We start from the raw sequence: 19,228 nt of genomic DNA, 5'->3' as shown, positions 1-19,228 counted from the left end.
GATTTTGGTTGCCCACTGATATTCTCCCAAAGAGCGAGTATTCTCAAATAGGTGAGGGGCTGATTTGCGAACGCTGCTGATTATTCTGGCAAGCCTGATCGTCGGAGCCGGCGGTGTATTATACGCTGACCGCCAACCCGATATTCACCGGAAAATTGACCGCGTTTTTGACAGATTATCGCCTTCGCCAGCGGGTGTTTACTCGGAAACGGGCGGCGTAGAGGCTGCAACCCTTGCCGACTATTCGCTTGAGCCATGCTTCTTTCGTGATCCGTCGCACACTGCTGAGCCGCCCGGCTGGATGCAGCGCCCTGCGCTGAGCGCCTCCGCCAGTGCGCGGTCTGCTGAACGGGCGTTTCCCGATCTGGACGCGTTCCCCGGATTGGTGAAAATCGAGCAGGTTCTCTCGGCAGGTGGTACGCAGCGCCATCATTGCGCAGCAACCCGTATCTCTGAGAATTGGTTCCTGACGGCTAATCACTGCGTTCGTATGCGTGGGCCAACATCGCAAGTCATCGATATGATCCTTATCGCGCCGGCGCAGGATGTGATGCAGCCTGAAACGGTTATCGTTCCAATTGAAGGCGCGGTCTGTCATTCGGCCTGGTACTCTGATACCGGAAAATTCGATGACGATATCGCGCTCATTTACGTGGAAGATACAGAACCGCTTTCTGAGGTGGAAATCGCCAGAACCGATCTCGGGGATATGCCGCTTCCTATTGGCGCCGGCGATACAGCCTATTTTGCAGGTTGGGGCAAGAACGGTCAGAACCGTTTCCTACAAGGCGGTCCGCTTGTCGTTCGAAATGTCGGCGAGACGTTCATTATGGTAGATAATGGGGGACGTTTTGCGCCATGTGTCGGCGATAGTGGTGGCCCGCTCTATGTGCCGACGTCCAATGGCCCTCAGGTCGTTGGTGTTCTGTCATCCGTAACCGTGGATGCGTGCCCGCCGTTTGATCGGGCCTTCTACATGCGTGTAAAGTCATTCGATGTTTGGATGCGACGCGCCATGTCTATTTGTGAGCAAGGTGGCAGATTTGTCTGTCTGCGCCCGGAGAGCGAAGTATGAATGACCAGAAAAAGCCCATCGCGTTGGAAGAGCGTGCGACCGAAGGGAGGCGCCTTATGTCGCCATCGGCGGCGCGCAATCTGCCCCATATCATGGAAGCGTTTCAGTCTCTTGGTCTTACTGAGGGCAAGGTTCTGGAGATCGGATGCGGAACCGGTGAGCATGCAGCTCACCTTGTAGAAGCCAATGCAGGGTTAAGCTGGTTTGCCACTGATCTTGATTCCTCGTCAGTCGATAGCTGCAACGATTGGGCGACTCATTTGGCAATTTCCGACAGGCTGATCGCGGAAACCGTGGATGCCTCGAAGCCGCCGGATTATTCGAAGTTGGAACCGTTTGACGTGGTTTATAGCTCTAATGTCATCCACATTTCTCCGATCGCCGTACTGGAAGGGATATTGCTGACAGCAGGGCGTGAACTGAAGCCTCAGGGCAGGATGGTTTTCTATGGGCCATTCAGTCGGAATTGCGAGCACACAGCTGATAGCAACGCCGCTTTTGATCAGAACCTTAAAATGCGAGATCCGTCATGGGGCGTGCGTGATCTGGATAACGATGTCGTGCCGCGCGCAATAAAAAACCGGCTGGCTCTGGAAACGGTCAGAGCCATGCCGGCAAATAATTTGTTCGTCGTGTTCAGACGGGAGGGCTGATCAGCCTTCGAGAAGCGACTCGATGCGCTGTTCTAGTTCGCGTTGCGCAAAGCCTGAGTACAGTTCGCCATTGATAAAGAAGGCGGGTGTGCCAGTAACGCCATGTTCGCGCGCTTCACCGAGAACTCGTGCGAGATGAGCGTCGACTTCTGCGCTTTCCATATCGCGTTCCAGGCGAGTGGCGTTCATGCCGACATCACGGGCGATTTCGAAAATATCGTCATCTGACAGCTGTCCGGAATGGCGCATCATCGCCTGGTGGAATTCAAGATACTCGCCCTGGTTCTGGGATGCGATTGCAGCGCGAGCCGCACGTACAGACTGTTCTGACAGGATTGGCAGCTCTTTGAATACGACGCGAACGCGCCCGTCGCTGTTTTCTACCTGATCCATCACCCAGTCGAGTGACCGGCGGCAATAGCCGCAATGATAGTCAAAATACTCAACAATCGTGACGTCTGCGTCAGCAGGACCAACCGAGAAGTCTGCGTCGTTTGAGGCGAGCTGCTCGCCGAGGCGCGCATTTTCACGTTCTTCCAGAACGAGCATCGCTTCCATGATGATTTCCGGATTTTCCAGAAGATATGCGCGAACGATGGCTTCAACGTCCTCTCGGCTTTGAGCCGTTTCAGGCACAGAGTTGCTTTGAGCGGACATGTTGCAAGCGCCGAGACCGACGAGGACGGTAAGCGCCGTTGTAACGGAGAGCGTTTTAGCAAGCATAGACTGTTTCCCTAGATAGATCAGAACCTGACTAGCACGCGCAGGCTCTTATCTCCTAGAGCGGCTCTGCGCTGTAATCGTACAAATTCTGGTGATGTCACTGGCGCGAATGCCTGTTGGCGTGTTCGGTTCAAGGTCCTCTGAGGCTCTCGCTGCAAAACTCCGTGCACGGTCGCAGTCGCCATAGTGGAACGCTTGTTCAGCCGTTGCGAGGTTTGCTTCCGGCCTGCGTCCCTGGCGTTCGAGAACAATAGAGAGTTCATGCCACGCGAATGCGTTACCGGCTTCAAGCGCAGTCGCGAGCGAAAGAAGCTCTTCAGCTTCTGCGAGGCTTTCTTCGGTCTGCATGGCGCTTAGTGACCTTGCGAGGTTCACCATAAGAAGAGGGACGCGGCCTGCGAGCTCCAGAGAACGACGGTTTGGTTCGACTGATTCCTCGAACCGGCCGTTTTCAAAGAGAATCTGGCCCTTCAGCTCGTAGAAATAAGGGTTCTCCGGGAATTCTTCTATCAGCTCGTCAGTGAGGCTTAGGGCCGTTGCGAGGCTATGGCTCTGAAATGCCGAAATCGCGCGAGCATACCGGGCAGGGACTGATGTGTCTGATGGCGGATACTCCCGCTGCACATAAACCGGCGCCATGATGAAGCCAAACAGCTTCGCCTTCATCATTTCGAGCTGATAGACTTCTTCGGGATCGTCTTCGAGATCCATTAAACCGGAACGCTCGGCACCCTGACGAAGCGATTCAATACGGTCCGATGCAAGCGGGTGGGTGTAGAAATACCGATAGCGTTCGGCATTGTTGGAGAATTGGATATCGCGGAAGTTCTCGAAGAACTCCAGAAGACCGCGCGGTGAACGACCAGTTGCCTGCATGTATCGCAAAGCCGCCTGATCCGCGGAGGCCTCCTGAGGGCGCGTATGAGATGCGAAATTCAGATACCCGAATTGCTGTGAGCTCGCGATCAGCGCCGCACCAGCGTCTGGCGCGCCGGCAGCAATGGCGAGCAAGCCAAGACCGATAGATACAAATGCAGGGCGTGACGCAATCTCCAGATCACGTTGACGGCGGATATTATGCCCGCCTTCAATGTGACCCGTCTCGTGCGCGATAACGCCGATCAGCTGGCCCGGCGTTTCCGACGCCATAATCAGGCCGGTATGGAGGTGAATATTCTGACCGCGCGCAACGAAAGCATTCAGCGTCGGATCATTGATGATGAAGATGTTTACATCATCCGGACGCAGATTGGCCGCTTCCAGAACCGGATTGGTGAAGTCTCTCAGAATTGCTTCAATCTCCGCATCACGGATGAAGCTCTGGGCGTGGGCAGAAAACGACACAGTGCAAAACACTGTGATCGCAGAGACAAAGTGTCTGGCGAAGCTTTTAATCTTCACAAATCTCTCCATTTCGCCCGCCCGTTGCGTAATCTAATCACACTTAAGGGCCGGATGCGAGAGGGGGGATGCAGTGCATCCCCCCTTAGCGAATTAAATCTTAGATAGTTTAGAGACCTAGCCCGCGCTGCGGCGTTGCCACCAGCCTCGGCGGATTTTCTTAGGCTTTTCCGTTTCCGGCAATTCCTTCGGCTCTTCGGCCTCTGCAGCAGGGGCTGCCGGTTCAGCTGAAGCTGTTTCCTCGGTTAACTCTGCAGGAGGTGTCTCTTCTTTTGCAGGTTCTCCTGCAGTTTCAGCCGGTGCTTCCGCGACCGCTTCAGGCGCTTCGGTTCCCTGTTCCGGCGCTGTCTCCGGTTCCGATGTTTCTACAGGAGTAGCTGCTTCAGCTTCTTCAGAAACAGCGGCTGCTTCAGAAGTTTCGGCAACGTCATCTGCAGTGGCTTCCGGCTCAGGTTTAGCTTCCGGTGTCGCTTTGATTTCTACACCTTCGCCGACGAGGGCAACGACGTTTGAAGCCGCTTCGTCGAGAACCGCGCCACCGTCTTCAGTCGTGTTCTCATCATTGAGTTCAACTGCCTCTGGTGCGCCGTCTCTTCCGCGGCGACGACGTCCGCCCCGACGTCCGCGACGACGACGTTTGCGAGAGTTGGCATCAGTGCCGTCATCATCGTCGCTGGAGCCGAAATCAGATGGGCCGTTTGAGTTGTCGTCTTCATCATCCGCGTCTGCGTCGACAACCTTCAGATTGTCAGAAGACGAGCGGTCCTGATCTTTACGGCGCCCGCGACGGCGGCGCTTGCGACCCATTGGTTTCTCTTCCGCGATCTCTTCGTCTTCTTCGTCGTCCTCAATATCTTCAAGGTCATCGTCGTCCGTGATTGGCACGCGCTCGATCGGTTTTGGCTTAGGCGGCTCGACATTATCACCTTCTGCGTTAGTGACTCGAATTTCGAACTCACCGAACAACAAGTCGGATTGAGCTTTAACCTGTACGGTTAGCTTCTGGCGCAATTCAAGATCGCTGATCGCCTGACGTTTTTCGTTCAGAAGAAAGAGAACGACGTCTGTAGGCGCACTGACCTCAATCTGGCCACCTGCGACACCTGCGCTGCGGCTTTCAATGGCGCGAAGCAGTTGCAGAGCAGAAGATTCGATAGAGCGGACATGGCCTGTACCGTTACACGCTGTACACGGGTCGGAGCTCGTATCGAGTACGCCCGCACGACGACGCTGCCGGGAAATTTCCATAAGACCAAACATGGAGATCTTGTTGTTCTGGACGCGTGCACGGTCGTATTTCAGGCAATCTTTCATCCTGCGTTCGACAGCGCGGTTGTTCTTCGCTTCTTCCATGTCGATGAAGTCGATCACGACCAAACCCGCGAGGTCGCGAAGGCGCATCTGACGACACGCTTCTTCGGCTGCTTCAAGGTTTGTTCGAAGCGCGGTTTGTTCGATATTGCGTTCGCGTGTGGATTTGCCCGAGTTCACGTCGATCGCGACCAGAGCCTCTGTCTGGTGGATCACCAGATATCCGCCGGACTTCAGTTGAACGGTCGGGCTGAAAATATTGTCGAGCTGTGACTCAACACCGTATTCAGAAAAAACAGGCAGACCAGACTTGTGCTGTTGAACCTTCTTCGCGTGGCTCGGCATGAGCATTTTAGAGAGGTCTTTGGCCTCGCGGTAAGCGACTTCGCCATCGACCAGAACCTGATCAATGTCTTTGTCGTACATGTCGCGAAGTGCGCGATGGACGAGACCTGCTTCTTCGTTGATCAGGCATGGCGCAACCGAGCTGAGTGTCAGTTCGCGAATCTTCGACCAGAGTTTGATCAGGTATTCGAAGTCACGCTTGATTTCCGTCTTTGTGCGTTTCGCACCCGCGGTGCGTACAATCAGGCCCATGCCTTCCGGTACGTTCAGATCGCGGACAATCTCTTTCAGGCGCTTGCGGTCTGTGCTGTTCGTGATCTTACGAGAGATGCCACCGCCGCGAGGCGTATTTGGCATGAGTACGCAATAACGACCTGCCAGAGACAGGTAAGTTGTCAGAGCTGCGCCTTTATTGCCGCGTTCTTCTTTAACGGCCTGGACGAGCATGATCTGGCGACGGCGGATAACTTCCTGAATTTTGTAATTCTTGGAGAGTAGTGCCTTGGAGGAAGGACGTTCATCGTCGTCCTCATCAATGTCGTCAGCGTCGTCACCATCAGCTTGTACGGCAGACGCCGTCTCTGCGATCAGAGCCTCGCGGTCTGCCTGCGGCAATTGATAGTAATCCGGGTGGATCTCACTGAATGCGAGGAAGCCGTGACGATTCCCGCCAAAATCAACGAACGCCGCCTGAAGAGACGGTTCGACGCGTGTGATTTTAGCGAGATAGATATTTCCTCTTAGCTGTCGTTTCTTGGCGCTTTCAAAATCAAAGTCTTCGACTTGACCTTTGTTGACCACGGCAACCCGGACTTCCTCCGGGTGGACCGCGTCGATCAACATCATTTTTGTCATTAAGGGTGTTCCTGCTGCACGTCCTGACAATTCGCGCGTCGTACCTGAATGCACTGCGACGTCGGCCGTGTTGATATTTGTTAGGAGGTGTCTGGCGGTCGAGGAGAAGCGACATGCTTATATGAGAGTGCGATGTCATCAGTTTCGACTTCCGGTACCAAACAATTTTTTGGCGGCGGTTCGGAGGGGATTTTTCTCAACCTCTTCCGCCGTATGTTCACTTTGGGTCGCTCATCTAAAGGAGGCGACTCTCTCACACTGCATAATTTAGAAACAAAAATAAAGAGAAAAGAGCGATTTTGAATTCACTGCAATTCCTTCACTAAGGTAAATGGAGTGTTTACCAAAACGACGCTATGCTCTCAAACGATAGTCTGGCCGGTGGAAAGTGGCATGAAACCTTACCTGCGCACATTGATGGCGGTAGCGTCGCTACTAACTGCGGTTGTCTTTTCGGGCATCGCGGCGATAGCGCAGACTGGTGTCGAAGTTCGTGATGTTCGCGTCGGCTTTGATGGCGACAGAACTCGCGTTGTGATCGATGCCACTGCTGATCTCGATTACTCACAATTTGCGCTCAGCACCGGTGGGTTAAGATATGTGCTGGACTTTGATCGTCTTGTCTGGGCGTTGCCCGATCATGCGGCCCATCAGGGAGAAGGCCGCGGAGCCGGTGGAATTCAACGTTACCGGTATGCACATAATTCCGAGACGACGTCGCGCCTTGTGTTCGACCTTGATCAGCCGCTCGTGCTGGAAAGTTCCTACACTATGGAGCCGACGCGTCAGAATGGTGTTTATCGGATTGTTCTGGATTTCCGTCCGGTCGATCTCGACACGTTTCGAAGTGTTCGTCCGTCCGGTCCGTGGTCAGGCGAGACGCATGTCGCTGATGTAGAAGTCGATGCCGCCGCGCGCGTTCCTGATCTTCGTGGTGGTCGCGGCGATATCGCGCCTGTTCCGGAGCGCCATGTAGTCGTGATTGACCCCGGTCATGGTGGTCGCGATCCTGGCACTATCGGTGACTCTGGCACCTATGAGAAATCGGTCGTCCTGCGCGGTGCTCTAATCCTGCGCGATATTCTTGAGCAGACAGGACGTTACGACGTCGTTCTGACGCGCGACAGTGACGATTATATCGATCACGACCGGCGTATCGAAATTGCGCGAGGAGCGGAGGCTGATATCTTCATTTCTCTGCACGCCGATGCAGCTGGAAGTCGGTCGGTTGCGGGTGCTTCCGTCTATACCCTCTCTACCGAGGGCGATGCCCGTATGGAGCAGATGCGTGAACGAATGGGATGGCATATTCCGATGGAAATCGATCCGGTCGACCCAGCAACTCAGGACATCCTTGAAAACCTCGTCGAGCGCGAAACGCTGACCCGTTCCGCTGCGTTTGCTGATATCCTCATTCCCGAGCTCGAAGAGGTTGGGCCAATCCTGCGCAATACGCACCGTCAGGCCAATTTCTACGTTTTGCTTGCGCCAGATGTTCCTGCGGTCCTTCTGGAAGTTGGGTTCCTGACGAACTCCAACGACGAACGCCGACTGTCATCAGGGCAGGGGCTGACAAGAGCCATGCAGGCTGTTGGTCGCGCGATTGACACTTATTTCGACAGAGAAGAGCAGGCGCTCGCGCGGTATTACTCCAACGGCGGCTGATTACAGGGCTGTTTCGACCGCATATATCTCTATAGAAAGCCTAGTCGTGGGCATGCTCACGCCATAGTATAGCCGGAATTAAAGGTGATTCCGGGATCACCCTGACTGTCAGTAAAATCGCGAGCGAGTCCTTATGAATTCAGTTCTGCAAGGCCTGAGAAGTTTCTTTGGCGCTATTGCGCGTTTTCTTATGCATCCGATTTTCCGGGTCCTGATGATTGTCGTGGCTGTTTTCGGCCTGATTGGCACATTTGCTGTCGCTGCTTACGTAAATGCGCTCTCACGTGATCTGCAGTCCGTAAATGTCCTGGCAGAGTACCAGCCTGAAGTTACGACCCGCGTACATGCGGGTGACGGTCGCTTGATTGCTGAGTTCGCGAGCGAGCATCGCCTGTTCGTTCCATATGAAGCGATGCCTGAGCATTTGATCGAAGCGTTCGTATCTGCCGAGGACAAGAACTTCTTCTCTCACGGCGGTATCGACTATTTCGGCATGGTGCGAGCGATGCTTCGCAATGCGCGAGACATGATCTCTGGCGCTGGTGGCAATTTGCAGGGCGGTTCCACCATTACTCAGCAGGTCGCCAAGAACATGCTGCTGAATGACAGTTCGCAAAGGCTGGATCGAAAGATCCGTGAGGCGATTTTGTCACGTCGCATGGAAGAAGCATTCACAAAAGAAGAGATCATTGAGCTCTACATGAACGAGATTTATCTCGGCGGCAGCTCTTATGGTGTTGCATCCGCAGCGCTCAATTATTTCAATAAGCCTCTAACGGAACTCTCTCTGGCTGAAGCGGCGCTTCTGGCTGCGATGCCTCAGCGTCCGGGCGATGTGAACCCATTCCGCAATCCTGATCGCGCGCGTGCGCGTCGTGACTGGGTGATCGGTCGCATGCAGGCGAACGGTTACATTTCCCGAGATGAGGCTGAAGCGGCAATTTCAGAGCCGCTTGTGACGCAGGAACGTTTGCGAGGCGAAGAATATGCGGCGGCAACCTACTTTGTTGAGGAACTGCGTCGGTCCCTTTCAGAAGAGATCGGCGAAGACGAGCTTCGCGAAGACGGCCTTTCTATCCGATCCACACTTGATACGCGGCTTCAGCTGGCTGCACAGTCTGCGCTCCGCGATGGGCTGGAAGCCTATGACCGTCGTCACGGATATCGCGGCCCGCTTGCTGTGATTGAACTTGGCGACAGCCAGCTTGAATCGCTGAACGCGGTAGAGCTTCCTGGTGGTTATGGTACACGCGAGGCAGGGCTGGTGCTTTCCGCATCTTCAAGCGCGGTTCGCTTGTTGCTGACGGATGGTGCTGAAATTGATCTTGCAGAAGATGACATTGAGTTCTCCCGCACCTATCGCCGTGAAGGCGGCGGTCGCGGACTTCAGCCGGGAGATGTGATCCTCGTCGGCGTCGAGCGTGAAGAGGTCGTACCTGAAGGATCAGACAGCTCCAATCCAGCTGGCGATGAAGTCATTTCCGAAGAGACTTTGACAGAGGCGGCAAACTCGGAAGCCGAGTCGGAAACTGAAGCTGATGAAGTCGAGCCTGCCTTTGTTCCGGTCGGTGAGGCTCGTCTCGGCCAAATTCCTGAAGTTGAAGGTGCACTCCTCGCTCTGGACCCTCATACGGGTCGCGTCCTTGCGATGGCGGGCGGTTACTCGTTCTGGAGATCGCAGTTCAACCGGACTGTGCAAGCACAGCGTCAGCCGGGGTCTTCGTTCAAGCCGTTCGTCTATGCGTCCGCTCTGGAGCTTGGTGATCCCCGTACAGGACAGGCTGTTTTCACGCCGGCAACTCAAATTCTTGATGCGCCTTTTGTTCAGTGCGACTACACGCGTGAAGAAGACCAGTGCTACGCCCCGACAAACTACACGTCGGGTCGTTTTTACGGTATGAGCACGATGCGTCTCGGCCTTGAAATGTCCCGCAACGCTATGACAGTGCGTCTCGCGCAGGATATCGGTATGGAGCAGGTCTCCCGGTTTGCCGAACGTGTTGGCGTGTACGATCATTTGGACCCTTACCTCTCCATGTCGCTCGGCGCAGGTGAGGTTACTGTATGGAATATGGCTGCGTCTTATGCTGCCTTTGTGAATGGCGGCCGTCAGGTCACGCCGCGCCTGTTTGACAGGGTTCAGGACCGTGAGGGTGCAACAATCTATCAAATGGATACGCGCGAATGCCCGGGCTGCAACGAAGAGTATACCGGGCAGGCGCCGCCTATTCTCGCTGATACGCGTGAGCAGGTAATTGATCCGATCACAGCTTTCCAGATCACATACATGCTGCAGGGCGTTGTTGAACGCGGCACCGCGGTGGGCATTCGTCGTCAGTGTCCACGTGGCGGTCCTGAAGCGGCGCTCGGCGTTGATGATATTCCTACACTTTGCGAGCACACGCTGGGTGGTAAAACTGGTACGACAAACGATTATATGGATGCCTGGTTCATGGGCTTCTCTCCAGATCTTGTCGTAGGGATTTACGTTGGCTTCGACGAACCGCGCTCTATGGGTAATGGCGAAGCTGGCGGCAGTGTTGCCGCACCGATCTTCGGTTCATTCATGAATGAAGCGCTGGTCGATTACGATCCGCTTCCATTCCGTGCACCAAGCGGTGTGCGCTTTATGAATATCGACGCTCGATCCGGCACTCTTCCGGGGCCTGATAGTCAGGTCATTCGCGAGGCGTTCCGTCGTGGATCAGAGCCGGGCTTTGAAGACAGCTTCGGTGACGATCTCGACAGTATTTTCGGCAACGGAAATTCGGGCGAAGTTTCTACCGGTGTTGGCGATATATTTGACGGCAATGGTGACGATCCTGTGCAGCCGGGTCAGATTACACCACCACCTCAAACTGGTCCGGAAGATTTTGACGGGGAAGTTTACTAGGCGGTGTGAACTGTCTAGAACCCGCAGTCCAATCGGAATTCACGAATTCAGGAGAGTAGGTGCATGACACCTGAAATGATGTCTTTAGCAGGCCAGATCGAGCAGTCAGTGGAACTGCTGAGGAGGCGTCTTTGACTGGGATCGTTCCCAGAAAAGATTCGACGAATTAACGGCAATGTCAGAACGTCCCGACTTCTGGGACGATGCGCAGGCGGCGCAAAAGCTGATGCGCGAGCGTACAAAGCTCAACGATCAGATGGAGGCCATCCAGTCGCTTGAGAGCGATCTGTCTGATGCGCGCGAGCTTTATGAAATGGCTCAGGAAGAGGGTGATAAGGACGCCCTTGAGGAAATTCTGGAGCTTCTGAAAAACGCTAAAGCGCGCGGTGAAAAAGCAGAGCTAGAGGCGTTGCTTTCCGGCGAGGCCGATGGAAACGACTGTTATGTTGAAATTCATGCTGGCGCCGGCGGAACGGAAAGCCAGGATTGGGCGGGAATGCTCCGCAGAATGTATGTTCGCTGGGCCAATGCGCATGACATGAAGCTGGACGAAGTCGAAGAGCATGTCGGTGAAGAAGCCGGTATTAAGTCGGCAACTTTGCAGATTAAAGGCGAAAACGCTTATGGCTGGCTGAAAAGTGAGTCAGGTGTTCACCGCCTCGTACGCATTTCTCCGTTCGATTCGAATGCCCGTCGTCACACGAGCTTTGCCAGCGTCTGGGTCTATCCTGTAATCGATGAGTCCATTGATATCGAGATCGAAGACAAAGATGTGCGGACTGATACCTATCGCGCGAGCGGCGCGGGCGGACAGCACGTGAACAAGACGGATTCTGCTGTTCGACTGACCCACGAGCCTACGGGTATTGTCGTTGCATGTCAGAATGGTCGCTCTCAGCACCAGAACCGTGCAACCGCCTGGGAGATGCTGCGAGCGCGACTTTACGAGCTTGAGCTACAGAAGAAGCGTGAAGCAACCGAGGCGCTGGAAAGCACCAAATCGGAGATTGGTTGGGGGCACCAGATTCGATCGTATGTTCTTCAGCCATATCAGATGGTCAAAGATTTACGCACAAACGTTGAAACTTCCGACACGCAAGGTGTTCTGGATGGTGATCTTGATCAGTTTCTGGCGGCGTCTCTGTCACATAGCCTGACGTCAGCTTCTGATACGGACGACAGCGGGGCTTAGCGCGTCTCTTTTCAAACAAAAAAAGCCGCCCGAAACGGGCGGCTTTTTTCTAAATTTCTGAGCGTCGATTAGCCAGCGCTTGGCGTCGGCGTCGGCGTAGACGGGGCAGGGCTTGCAGGCGCAGAACCTGTTTTCAGAGGGTCTGAAGAATGTTTGACCTGGCCTTCGAACACCGCATTTGCCTCAATAGAAAGAGATGAGTGCGTAATGTCGCCTTCGACTTTTGCAGATGACGCCAGTTGCACTTTGCGTGCGCGAATATGACCTTTGACCTTGCCGCGTACGACGATTGTTTCTGCAACAACTTCACCTAGGATCTCGCCTGTGTCGCCGATTGTCAGCGCCGCTGCTTTAACGTCACCTTCGATTTTGCCGTCGATCTGAATTTCGCCTTCGGAAACAATTGAACCTTTCAGCTTCATGTCGTTGCTGAAGAGTGAAGGAGCAGAACGTGCTGCAGGACGTGTAGCTGCCTGACGCATCTGCTCTCCCTGCGATGGTGTCGGTGAAGGAGAAGAACCTTCTGGTTTACCCTTGTTGGTGAACATGTTGACCTGCCCTCAAAAAATTTACGGGGTTATATGTTTTGCCTCGGAACCAGACCTCATAGTGCAGGTGAGGACCAGTGCTTCGGCCGGTTGTGCCCATTCGTCCGACCAGATCGCCCATCTGGATCTCGTCGCCTACCTCAACCTCTACACTATTAAGGTGACCATATCGTGTCCGAAAACCGTAACCATGATCGATTTCGACAAGACGTCCGTAACCAGATCGTGATCCGGCATAGGTAACAACGCCAGGACCGGCGGCGACAATTGGAGCCCGGTGATACGCGCCCATGTCCATGCCCGCGTGGAATGCTGGGCGGCGGTTAAACGGGTCTGTCCGAAGACCATAACCGGAAGTTTCACGGAAAGGAACGCTGATCGGCTCACCAAGCGGGAGCAGTTCGACCAGGCTTTGGTAATAGTTTGCTTCTTGCAGGCGTGCTGCTACCTGAACGGCGCGTTCTGAAAATTGCGGATCAGAATCACTGAGGCCATACTGTGAGCTCATTGAGCTGAGCTCTACGAGTGGGCCACCCATTTCACGCTGTTCTTCGAAACGGCCAATACCAACGCCGGTCAGCTGAAGTACGCCGCGCGCCTGTTCGGAACGTTCAACAGCGACTTGTTCAACCCCATCAAGGAATGCGTTTTGCTCTTGGCGCAGCTGATCGATATTCTCGCGGAAACCGGCAACCTCAAGAGACGCCGTCTGTACCGGAGTAGGGCGTGATTGCCGTGGTGCGCCTTCTTCAATGCCCGCTTCAATCAGAAAGTTCGCTTCGTTGCCGCGGAGCACATTTTCTTCGATTGATTCTGGGGATTGGACAGCTTCGAGGAGCATTTTGAGCGTCTCGTGACGTTGCTCGAACTCGACTGTGGCGCGTTGGAAGGCTTCGGTTCGCTCTTCCAGCAGGGACTGGGCGGTTGCTGCGCGGGCGTTCGTTTCGTTCACCCAGCGCTGCCATCGTGCATCGTTGCGGTCGAGTGCATCATTGTGAGCCGAGAGGCGTGGCCCCTGGCTAATGACGCTGAACGTTGCGAACACACACCAGCCAATCGCGAGCGCAGCACCTGCCGCGGCGAGGACCTGTTGGCGTTGGGTAATGTTGATATAACGTACTGAACCGCCGCTACGGTGATAAATCTGACGCTCAGGAAATGTCCTCTCGAGCCAGGATTTAGCTTTTCCGTGCATTTCTTTCATATTCTACGCCGCCCGATACTCGTGCCGATTTAAAGCGCCCCAGATCGCCTTCACCGGATTTTGATCGACCCTAGACGAAAAAAATTACGACGCGAAGACCACTCAACGCATTTTTTTTAGTTAATGTCGGTCGAACCGGTAAATTGCTCATTAAGAAATCAATTATGTTGGTTAATTGCTTCTTTTAGAGTGCTTAGAACATCAGAAGCATGTTCTTTTACTTTAACTTTTTTCCACTCGTGGGCGACCTTGAGGTCCGGGGCAACGATAAATGTTGATCTGAGGATGCCCATGTATGTTTTCCCATACATCTTCTTTTCAACCCATACGCCAAATGCTTCGCATACGGAGGTATCTTCATCGGACAGGAGTCCGACTTTGAGTTCTTGTTTTGCGATAAAATTTGCGTGTTTCTTGGGGCTGTCGGCCGAGATGCCGATTACGCGTGCACCAAGTGCCTGAAATGCTTCGATTTCTGCGCTGAAGTCTTTCGCCTCTGTTGTGCAGCCCGGGGTGTTGTCCTTCGGGTAAAAATAGATAACGGTCCAACCGCCTTTCAGGTCGTCGCTAGATACTGTTCCGCCGTCGGGTGTTGGCAGTGTAAATGATGGGATTTTATCTCCGATCTGCATGTCGACCTTCTTTCTGGTTGATGAAATATATGAGTTTAAAGGATCAGATTCTGACTCTGATCAATATTGTGAGTTTTCTGAGTGCGTCAAACCACAGGCATAATCATTCTGGAAGGTCTGACGGGGCTTGTGCTCCTGATCGGCCTCGGACTTGGTTTGATCGCATGGCGACTCGTTTCAGGGCCTACCGACCTTGAATTTGTACGTGGTAACGTTGAATCTGAAATCTCCCGCGCCCGGGGCGGCCAGCCTGTTTCGGTCGGGGCGCTTTCCTTGCGTTGGCAGCACGATCAGAACGAATTTCAGATTCTGGCAGATGAATTGATCTTCTATAATGACGCCGATGAAGTTGTCGCGCGCGCAGATTCTGCCACGATTGAGTTCGATGCGTTTAGCCTGCTCGTAGGGCAAGTAGAACTTCAGGAGCTCCACATCCGTGATGGTGAGTTTGAGGTTCGGCGTCTGGAAGATGGCGGACTTAAATTTGCCGGACAGGCCATCCCTCCGGTCTATCCAGTTCAATTCCACGAAGCCACGTCGCCATTTCAGTATGCTGAACAAGCCATTCTGAATGTTGTCGAGAATCTCGCAAATTCTGCCGCCGTCGCCAATGTGGATGAAATTACCCTCTCGGGCTTTCGTGTTCGTCTTATAGACGAGGGAAGTGATGTGGAATGGGTGCTGGAAAATGCAAACCTGTCGCTCGTTCAGGATGACGACACGATCGGCATTTCGGGTTTCGGCGAAGCCATTGGCGATGGGGCGCCTCAGAGCCTCGAGTTTGATCTTGAGTTTATTCCGCGGCTGCGCGAATTCCGAACGGTCTTGTCCCTTCAAGACGCAAATATACCGGAGCTTCCTGTGCTTGTGGCGATTATGCCCGACCTTTCTGGCACACTGGTGGCCGACTTGTCCTTTGCATTTGAAGTGCGTCAGTCCGGCATTGATATTGTCTCTGTGGACGTAAGCTCTCAGCCTGGCGAATTGCTTACGGGTGAAGGTCTGATCGAGCTTGGCGCGAATAATCTGCTTGTCGAATACGATATAGAACGCGACGTCCTGTTTGTAGATGCGCGTGAAATCGATACCGAGTTTGCTCTGGGTAGTCTTCAGCTTCAGCTCGATCAGGTTACTAACCTGCTGGAAGATCCTTTGGCTGAACCACATGCCATTAGTCTGGACGCCGAAGCGCTCCAGCTCGACTTTACGCCCTATTTTTCTGACATCTGGCAGGTTCAGAATGTGCGTGCTGAGGCGTTGGTGGATCTGCGCAGGCGCCAGATGGATGTGCTGGACATGACTGCGTTCGTCGATGGCGCTCAAGCTTACGCGCAAGGGCGAATATATTTGCCTGATGAAAATGCGTTACCAGATGACCTTCCTTTTGGCATCTCCATGACGGCCACAGTGGATGGTGCATTCACGCCGGAAACCGTACTTAAATTCTGGCCCGTAACGCTCGGGGCTGATGCGCGTTTGTGGGTTGAGGAAAACGTTCGCGAAGGCGACTTCTCTGAGGCTCAATTCCGGATGGACTTAGCGCCGGATGAATTGCGGGATGATCGACTGGACGATGAAGATCTTCAGCTGGATTTCGTGTTTGAGAATGCTGTCACGTCATTTTTGGAGGATTTGCCTTCAGTGAACAGAGGGCGCGGTTCTGCCCGCTTGAATGGAAACTCTTTCTCGCTCGATCTTGAGAGCGGCGAATTTAGTAACTGGACACTAACCGCAGGCAAGGTCTCTATTTCCCAGTTTAAGCCAAAGGGTGAAAACTTTTATATCGACGCCGAAGGCTTTGGTGACGTTCAGGATATTCTCCAGACTCTTTCTGATTCCCGGCTTCAGCTTGAAGCGCAGTATGGATTGAATATTCAGGATATTACAGGGTCCGGACAGGCGCACTTCTCGCTGATCCGTCCTGCGTTGTCCGAAGTGTCCTACGAGGATACCCGTTTCACTGTCGAAGGCGAAATCACCGATGGCGGCTTCAGGGAGCTTTTTAACGAGATGTCCCTGACCGGCAGTCAGGCGGATATTCACGTGTCCAATGAGCTCTTGCGTATCTCCGGGTACGGCCAGTTCGGTGACGCGCCGATGGAGTTTACTTGGAGCGACCGGTTTCGCGAAGAAGGGGCTGAAGACCGCTCTACATTACGGGCATCCGGCTATGTCAGTCCTGACTTCATCAATCGGTTCGGCGTTGCAATTCGGACCTATATGACCGGGTCGGCTTATGCGGAGCTGGATGCGTTTGGTACGTCGGCCGAGAACTGGAACCTGATTAACATTGCGCTCGACTTTGAAGAATCGCGCCTCGATGTAGAGGAGTTTTCTTGGTTTAAGCCAATAGGTGAGCCTGCGAACGCGATTGTTCGCGTGATCACAGAGGAAGAAGAACAGACGACCGAGATCGCCTTCATCGCAGAGGGCGTCGACTTCCAGGGTGATGTTTCTCTGGGCGCTGACGGACGGCTAGAAGACCTCTCAGTTGATCGTATCTACATCGAAGACGAGCTTGACCTGCGTGGTGAACTTCGGCGTCCGGATCCTCTCACGCTCGAACTGGAGCTAACCGGTCCGTATCTGAATGCCGCGCCTCTCCTGGAAGGGGTTCTGAACGCCGGCGCCGCAGGTGGCAGTGGTGCGCTTCCTATCTTTGGGGAAGTCACGCTGGATGCGAATATTGATCGCCTTCAGCTTAGAAATGATCTGCAGGCTCAGGACGCGACAATGCGTGTGGATTTCTCCGGGCCACGGCTGAACAGTTTTGAGCTTGCTGGGTCGTTAGAACTGGATAATCCGTTTGCGCTCTCTATTCAGGGGCTGGAGGATGGTAACAACCAGCTCACGGCGCAGGCGAGCAATGCGGGTGGATTGATCTCTGCGGTTCTCGGGCAAGACTTCGTGACGGGTGGCGAGCTCAGCATGAGCGGTATCATGCGAGCAGATGAGCAGCCGTCCGACCTGAATATCACTCTCAGAAATGCGCGCATGGCGAACGCCCCTTTGCTGACGCAGATTCTGTCTCTTGCGTCACTTCGAGGCTTGTCAGATGTGATGTCAGGTGAGGGCGTGCTGTTCTCAAATGTCGAGCTTCCGCTGACGCTCACACCTGAGGGGTTCTATATTCGCGGCGGCAAGGCATCGGGCCCGGCGCTCGGTTTAACAGCGAATGGTCATATGCTTGACGATGGTGAAGACCTGCAGATCAGCGGTGTGCTCGTGCCGTCATTCGGTGTGAACTCGGCCTTGGGCGGAATTCCGATTATTGGTGATCTGTTTGTTTCACGCGAAGGCGAAGGCGTGTTTGCTATCACCTATGATGTGCGTGGATCGCTGGAAGAAGCGCGTGTCTCGGTGAACCCGCTTTCAGGTATTGTTCCGGGTGTGCTGCGCCGCGTATTTGAAAACCCTGAAGCTCCGGTCCCGCAGCCAGAAGAAGTCACGGAACCGGAAGAGCTGGAACCTGCGCCCTAGCTGAGTTGAAGGCGGGCGTGGCGCTTTTTGCCGATGGACAATGTCGCCAGACCATCTGCATCAAAATCCGAAAGGCTGAATGTGGCGTTCTCGTCGCTGACGCTCTCGCCGTTGAGCTTAGCGGCATTCTGCTTGATGCTTCGGCGCGCTTCCCCGTTGGATTTCGTCAGACCAGCCGCAGAGAATCCGGCTGCGACCAGCATGCCTGCTTCGACATCACCTTTGGAGATATCAAAGGTTGGCAGAGCGTCTCCGCTTGCGCCTTGTTCAAACACTTTTGCTGCGGACTCTTTTGCGTCTTTCGCAGCTTGCTCGCCGTGAAGCATAGTCGTCGCAGCGTCCGCCAGAGCAATTTTTGCATCGTTGATCTCTGCACCTTCAAGTGCCTCAAGACGCTCGATTTCAGCCAATGGAATGTCGGTAAACAGACGAAGGAAGCGACCAACATCAGCGTCTTCAGTATTGCGCCAGAATTGCCAGAACTCGTACGGGCTCTTTTTGTCTGCGTTGAGCCATACAGCGCCACCAACCGTTTTACCCATTTTCGCACCGGACGCGGTCGTGATGAGCGGACAGGTAATGCCGAATCCCTGATTGCCATCCATTTTGTGGATGAGGTCCGTGCCGGCGACAATGTTGCCCCATTGGTCAGAGCCACCAAGTTGCATCATGCAATCTGCGCGTCGAGAAAGCTCGAGGAAATCATAGGCTTGAAGCAGCGTGTAGTTAAATTCGAGGAAGGTGTATGGCTGCTCGTTTTTGAGGCGTCGCGCGACAGTATCCTGTTTCACCATCGTGTTGATGGTGAACAGCTTGCCTACGTCTCGAAGGAATTCGATGTACCCGAGGCCATCGAGCCAGTCGGCATTGTTCAGCATCACAGCGTCTGTCGGTCCGTCACCGAACGTCAGGTAGGCTTCAAAAGCCTTTCGAATGCCAGCCGCGTTTTCCGCGATCTGCTCTTCGGTCAGGATTGGGCGCGACTTTTCCTTATCTGTCGGGTCGCCGATCTTGGTCGTGCCGCCGCCGATAAGTACAATTGGCTTGCCGCCCGCTTGTTGAAGGCGGCGGAGCATCATAATGCTGACGAGGTGTCCTACATGGAGGCTGTCTGCTGTGGCATCATATCCGGTATAAGCAACTGGCACACCTTTGGAGCAATAAGCGTCCAACTCAGCTTCGTGAGTGGTCTGCTTGATGTAGCCGCGGGATTGCAGCGTGCTTAGAAAATCGGATTTGAATTCATTCATG

General features: G+C 54.1%; 13 protein-coding genes. 6 read left to right on the top strand and 7 right to left on the bottom strand.

Going from position 1 to position 19,228, the window contains the following annotated elements:
- The first annotated feature begins 64 nt into the window (after window positions 1–64).
- Window positions 65–1,075, top strand: a complete 1,011-nt coding sequence (locus G523_RS0113525; protein WP_022695599.1) for a S1 family peptidase — start codon at window positions 65–67, stop codon at window positions 1,073–1,075.
- Window positions 1,072–1,728, top strand: a complete 657-nt coding sequence (locus tag G523_RS0113520; protein ID WP_022695598.1) for a DUF938 domain-containing protein — start codon at window positions 1,072–1,074, stop codon at window positions 1,726–1,728. Before G523_RS0113525 ends, G523_RS0113520 begins: the two co-directional genes overlap by 4 nt.
- On the opposite strand, the gene G523_RS0113515 is transcribed toward G523_RS0113520, so the two are convergent.
- The 3 genes from G523_RS0113515 to G523_RS0113505 all read right to left on the bottom strand — a co-directional run bounded on the left by G523_RS0113515 (window position 1,729) and on the right by G523_RS0113505 (window position 6,363).
- Window positions 1,729–2,451 (bottom strand): DsbA family protein, encoded by a 723-nt coding sequence (locus tag G523_RS0113515; RefSeq protein ID WP_022695597.1) that lies wholly within the window; start codon window positions 2,449–2,451, stop codon window positions 1,729–1,731.
- A gap of 48 nt (window positions 2,452–2,499) precedes the next feature.
- Window positions 2,500–3,852, bottom strand: a complete 1,353-nt coding sequence (locus tag G523_RS0113510; RefSeq protein WP_027441752.1) for a M48 family metalloprotease — start codon at window positions 3,850–3,852, stop codon at window positions 2,500–2,502.
- A 117-nt stretch (window positions 3,853–3,969) separates the two neighbouring features.
- A complete protein-coding gene (locus tag G523_RS0113505) occupies window positions 3,970–6,363 on the bottom strand; it encodes an Rne/Rng family ribonuclease (protein WP_022695595.1) in 2,394 nt (797 codons plus the stop codon).
- A gap of 393 nt (window positions 6,364–6,756) precedes the next feature.
- Here G523_RS0113505 and G523_RS0113500 point away from each other — a divergent pair, with 393 nt between their 5' ends.
- The 3 genes from G523_RS0113500 (at window position 6,757) to prfB (ending at window position 12,113) form a co-directional block, all read left to right on the top strand.
- Entirely contained in the window at window positions 6,757–8,028 is a 1,272-nt protein-coding gene (locus G523_RS0113500) for an N-acetylmuramoyl-L-alanine amidase (RefSeq protein WP_022695594.1), read from the top strand.
- 133 nt (window positions 8,029–8,161) lie between these two features.
- Window positions 8,162–10,921: a penicillin-binding protein 1A gene (locus tag G523_RS19350; RefSeq protein ID WP_022695593.1), complete on the top strand. Its 2,760-nt coding sequence runs from the start codon at window positions 8,162–8,164 to the stop codon at window positions 10,919–10,921.
- Window positions 10,922–10,984: 63 nt separating this feature from the next.
- A protein-coding gene (gene prfB / locus G523_RS19345; protein WP_155802745.1) for a peptide chain release factor 2 occupies window positions 10,985–12,113 on the top strand; the annotation gives its coding sequence in 2 pieces (ribosomal slippage) (window positions 10,985–11,053 and window positions 11,055–12,113; 1,128 coding nt in all).
- A gap of 68 nt (window positions 12,114–12,181) precedes the next feature.
- On the opposite strand, the gene G523_RS0113485 is transcribed toward prfB, so the two are convergent.
- The 3 genes from G523_RS0113485 to bcp all read right to left on the bottom strand — a co-directional run bounded on the left by G523_RS0113485 (window position 12,182) and on the right by bcp (window position 14,497).
- Window positions 12,182–12,661, bottom strand: a complete 480-nt coding sequence (locus G523_RS0113485) for a bactofilin family protein (protein WP_022695591.1) — start codon at window positions 12,659–12,661, stop codon at window positions 12,182–12,184.
- A complete protein-coding gene (locus tag G523_RS0113480; RefSeq protein WP_022695590.1) occupies window positions 12,642–13,865 on the bottom strand; it encodes a M23 family metallopeptidase in 1,224 nt (407 codons plus the stop codon). The genes G523_RS0113485 and G523_RS0113480 overlap by 20 nt, the downstream gene beginning before the upstream one ends.
- Window positions 13,866–14,023: 158 nt before the next feature.
- Window positions 14,024–14,497, bottom strand: coding sequence for a thioredoxin-dependent thiol peroxidase (gene bcp, locus G523_RS0113475; RefSeq protein WP_022695589.1), 474 nt, complete (start codon window positions 14,495–14,497; stop codon window positions 14,024–14,026).
- Window positions 14,498–14,578: 81 nt separating this feature from the next.
- Between bcp and G523_RS0113470 the strand changes: the two genes are divergently transcribed.
- Window positions 14,579–17,977, top strand: a complete 3,399-nt coding sequence (locus G523_RS0113470; protein WP_022695588.1) for a YhdP family protein — start codon at window positions 14,579–14,581, stop codon at window positions 17,975–17,977.
- On the opposite strand, the gene tyrS is transcribed toward G523_RS0113470, so the two are convergent.
- Window positions 17,974–19,227, bottom strand: coding sequence for a tyrosine--tRNA ligase (gene tyrS, locus G523_RS0113465; RefSeq protein ID WP_022695587.1), 1,254 nt, complete (start codon window positions 19,225–19,227; stop codon window positions 17,974–17,976). The genes G523_RS0113470 and tyrS overlap by 4 nt on opposite strands.
- Window position 19,228 lies beyond the last annotated feature (1 nt).

Source organism: Ponticaulis koreensis DSM 19734, assembly GCF_000420665.1.
Lineage (GTDB): Bacteria > Pseudomonadota > Alphaproteobacteria > Caulobacterales > Hyphomonadaceae > Ponticaulis > Ponticaulis koreensis.
The sequence above is the reverse complement of the archived record's forward strand: the minus strand, read 5'-3'. Positions and strand labels throughout refer to the sequence as shown.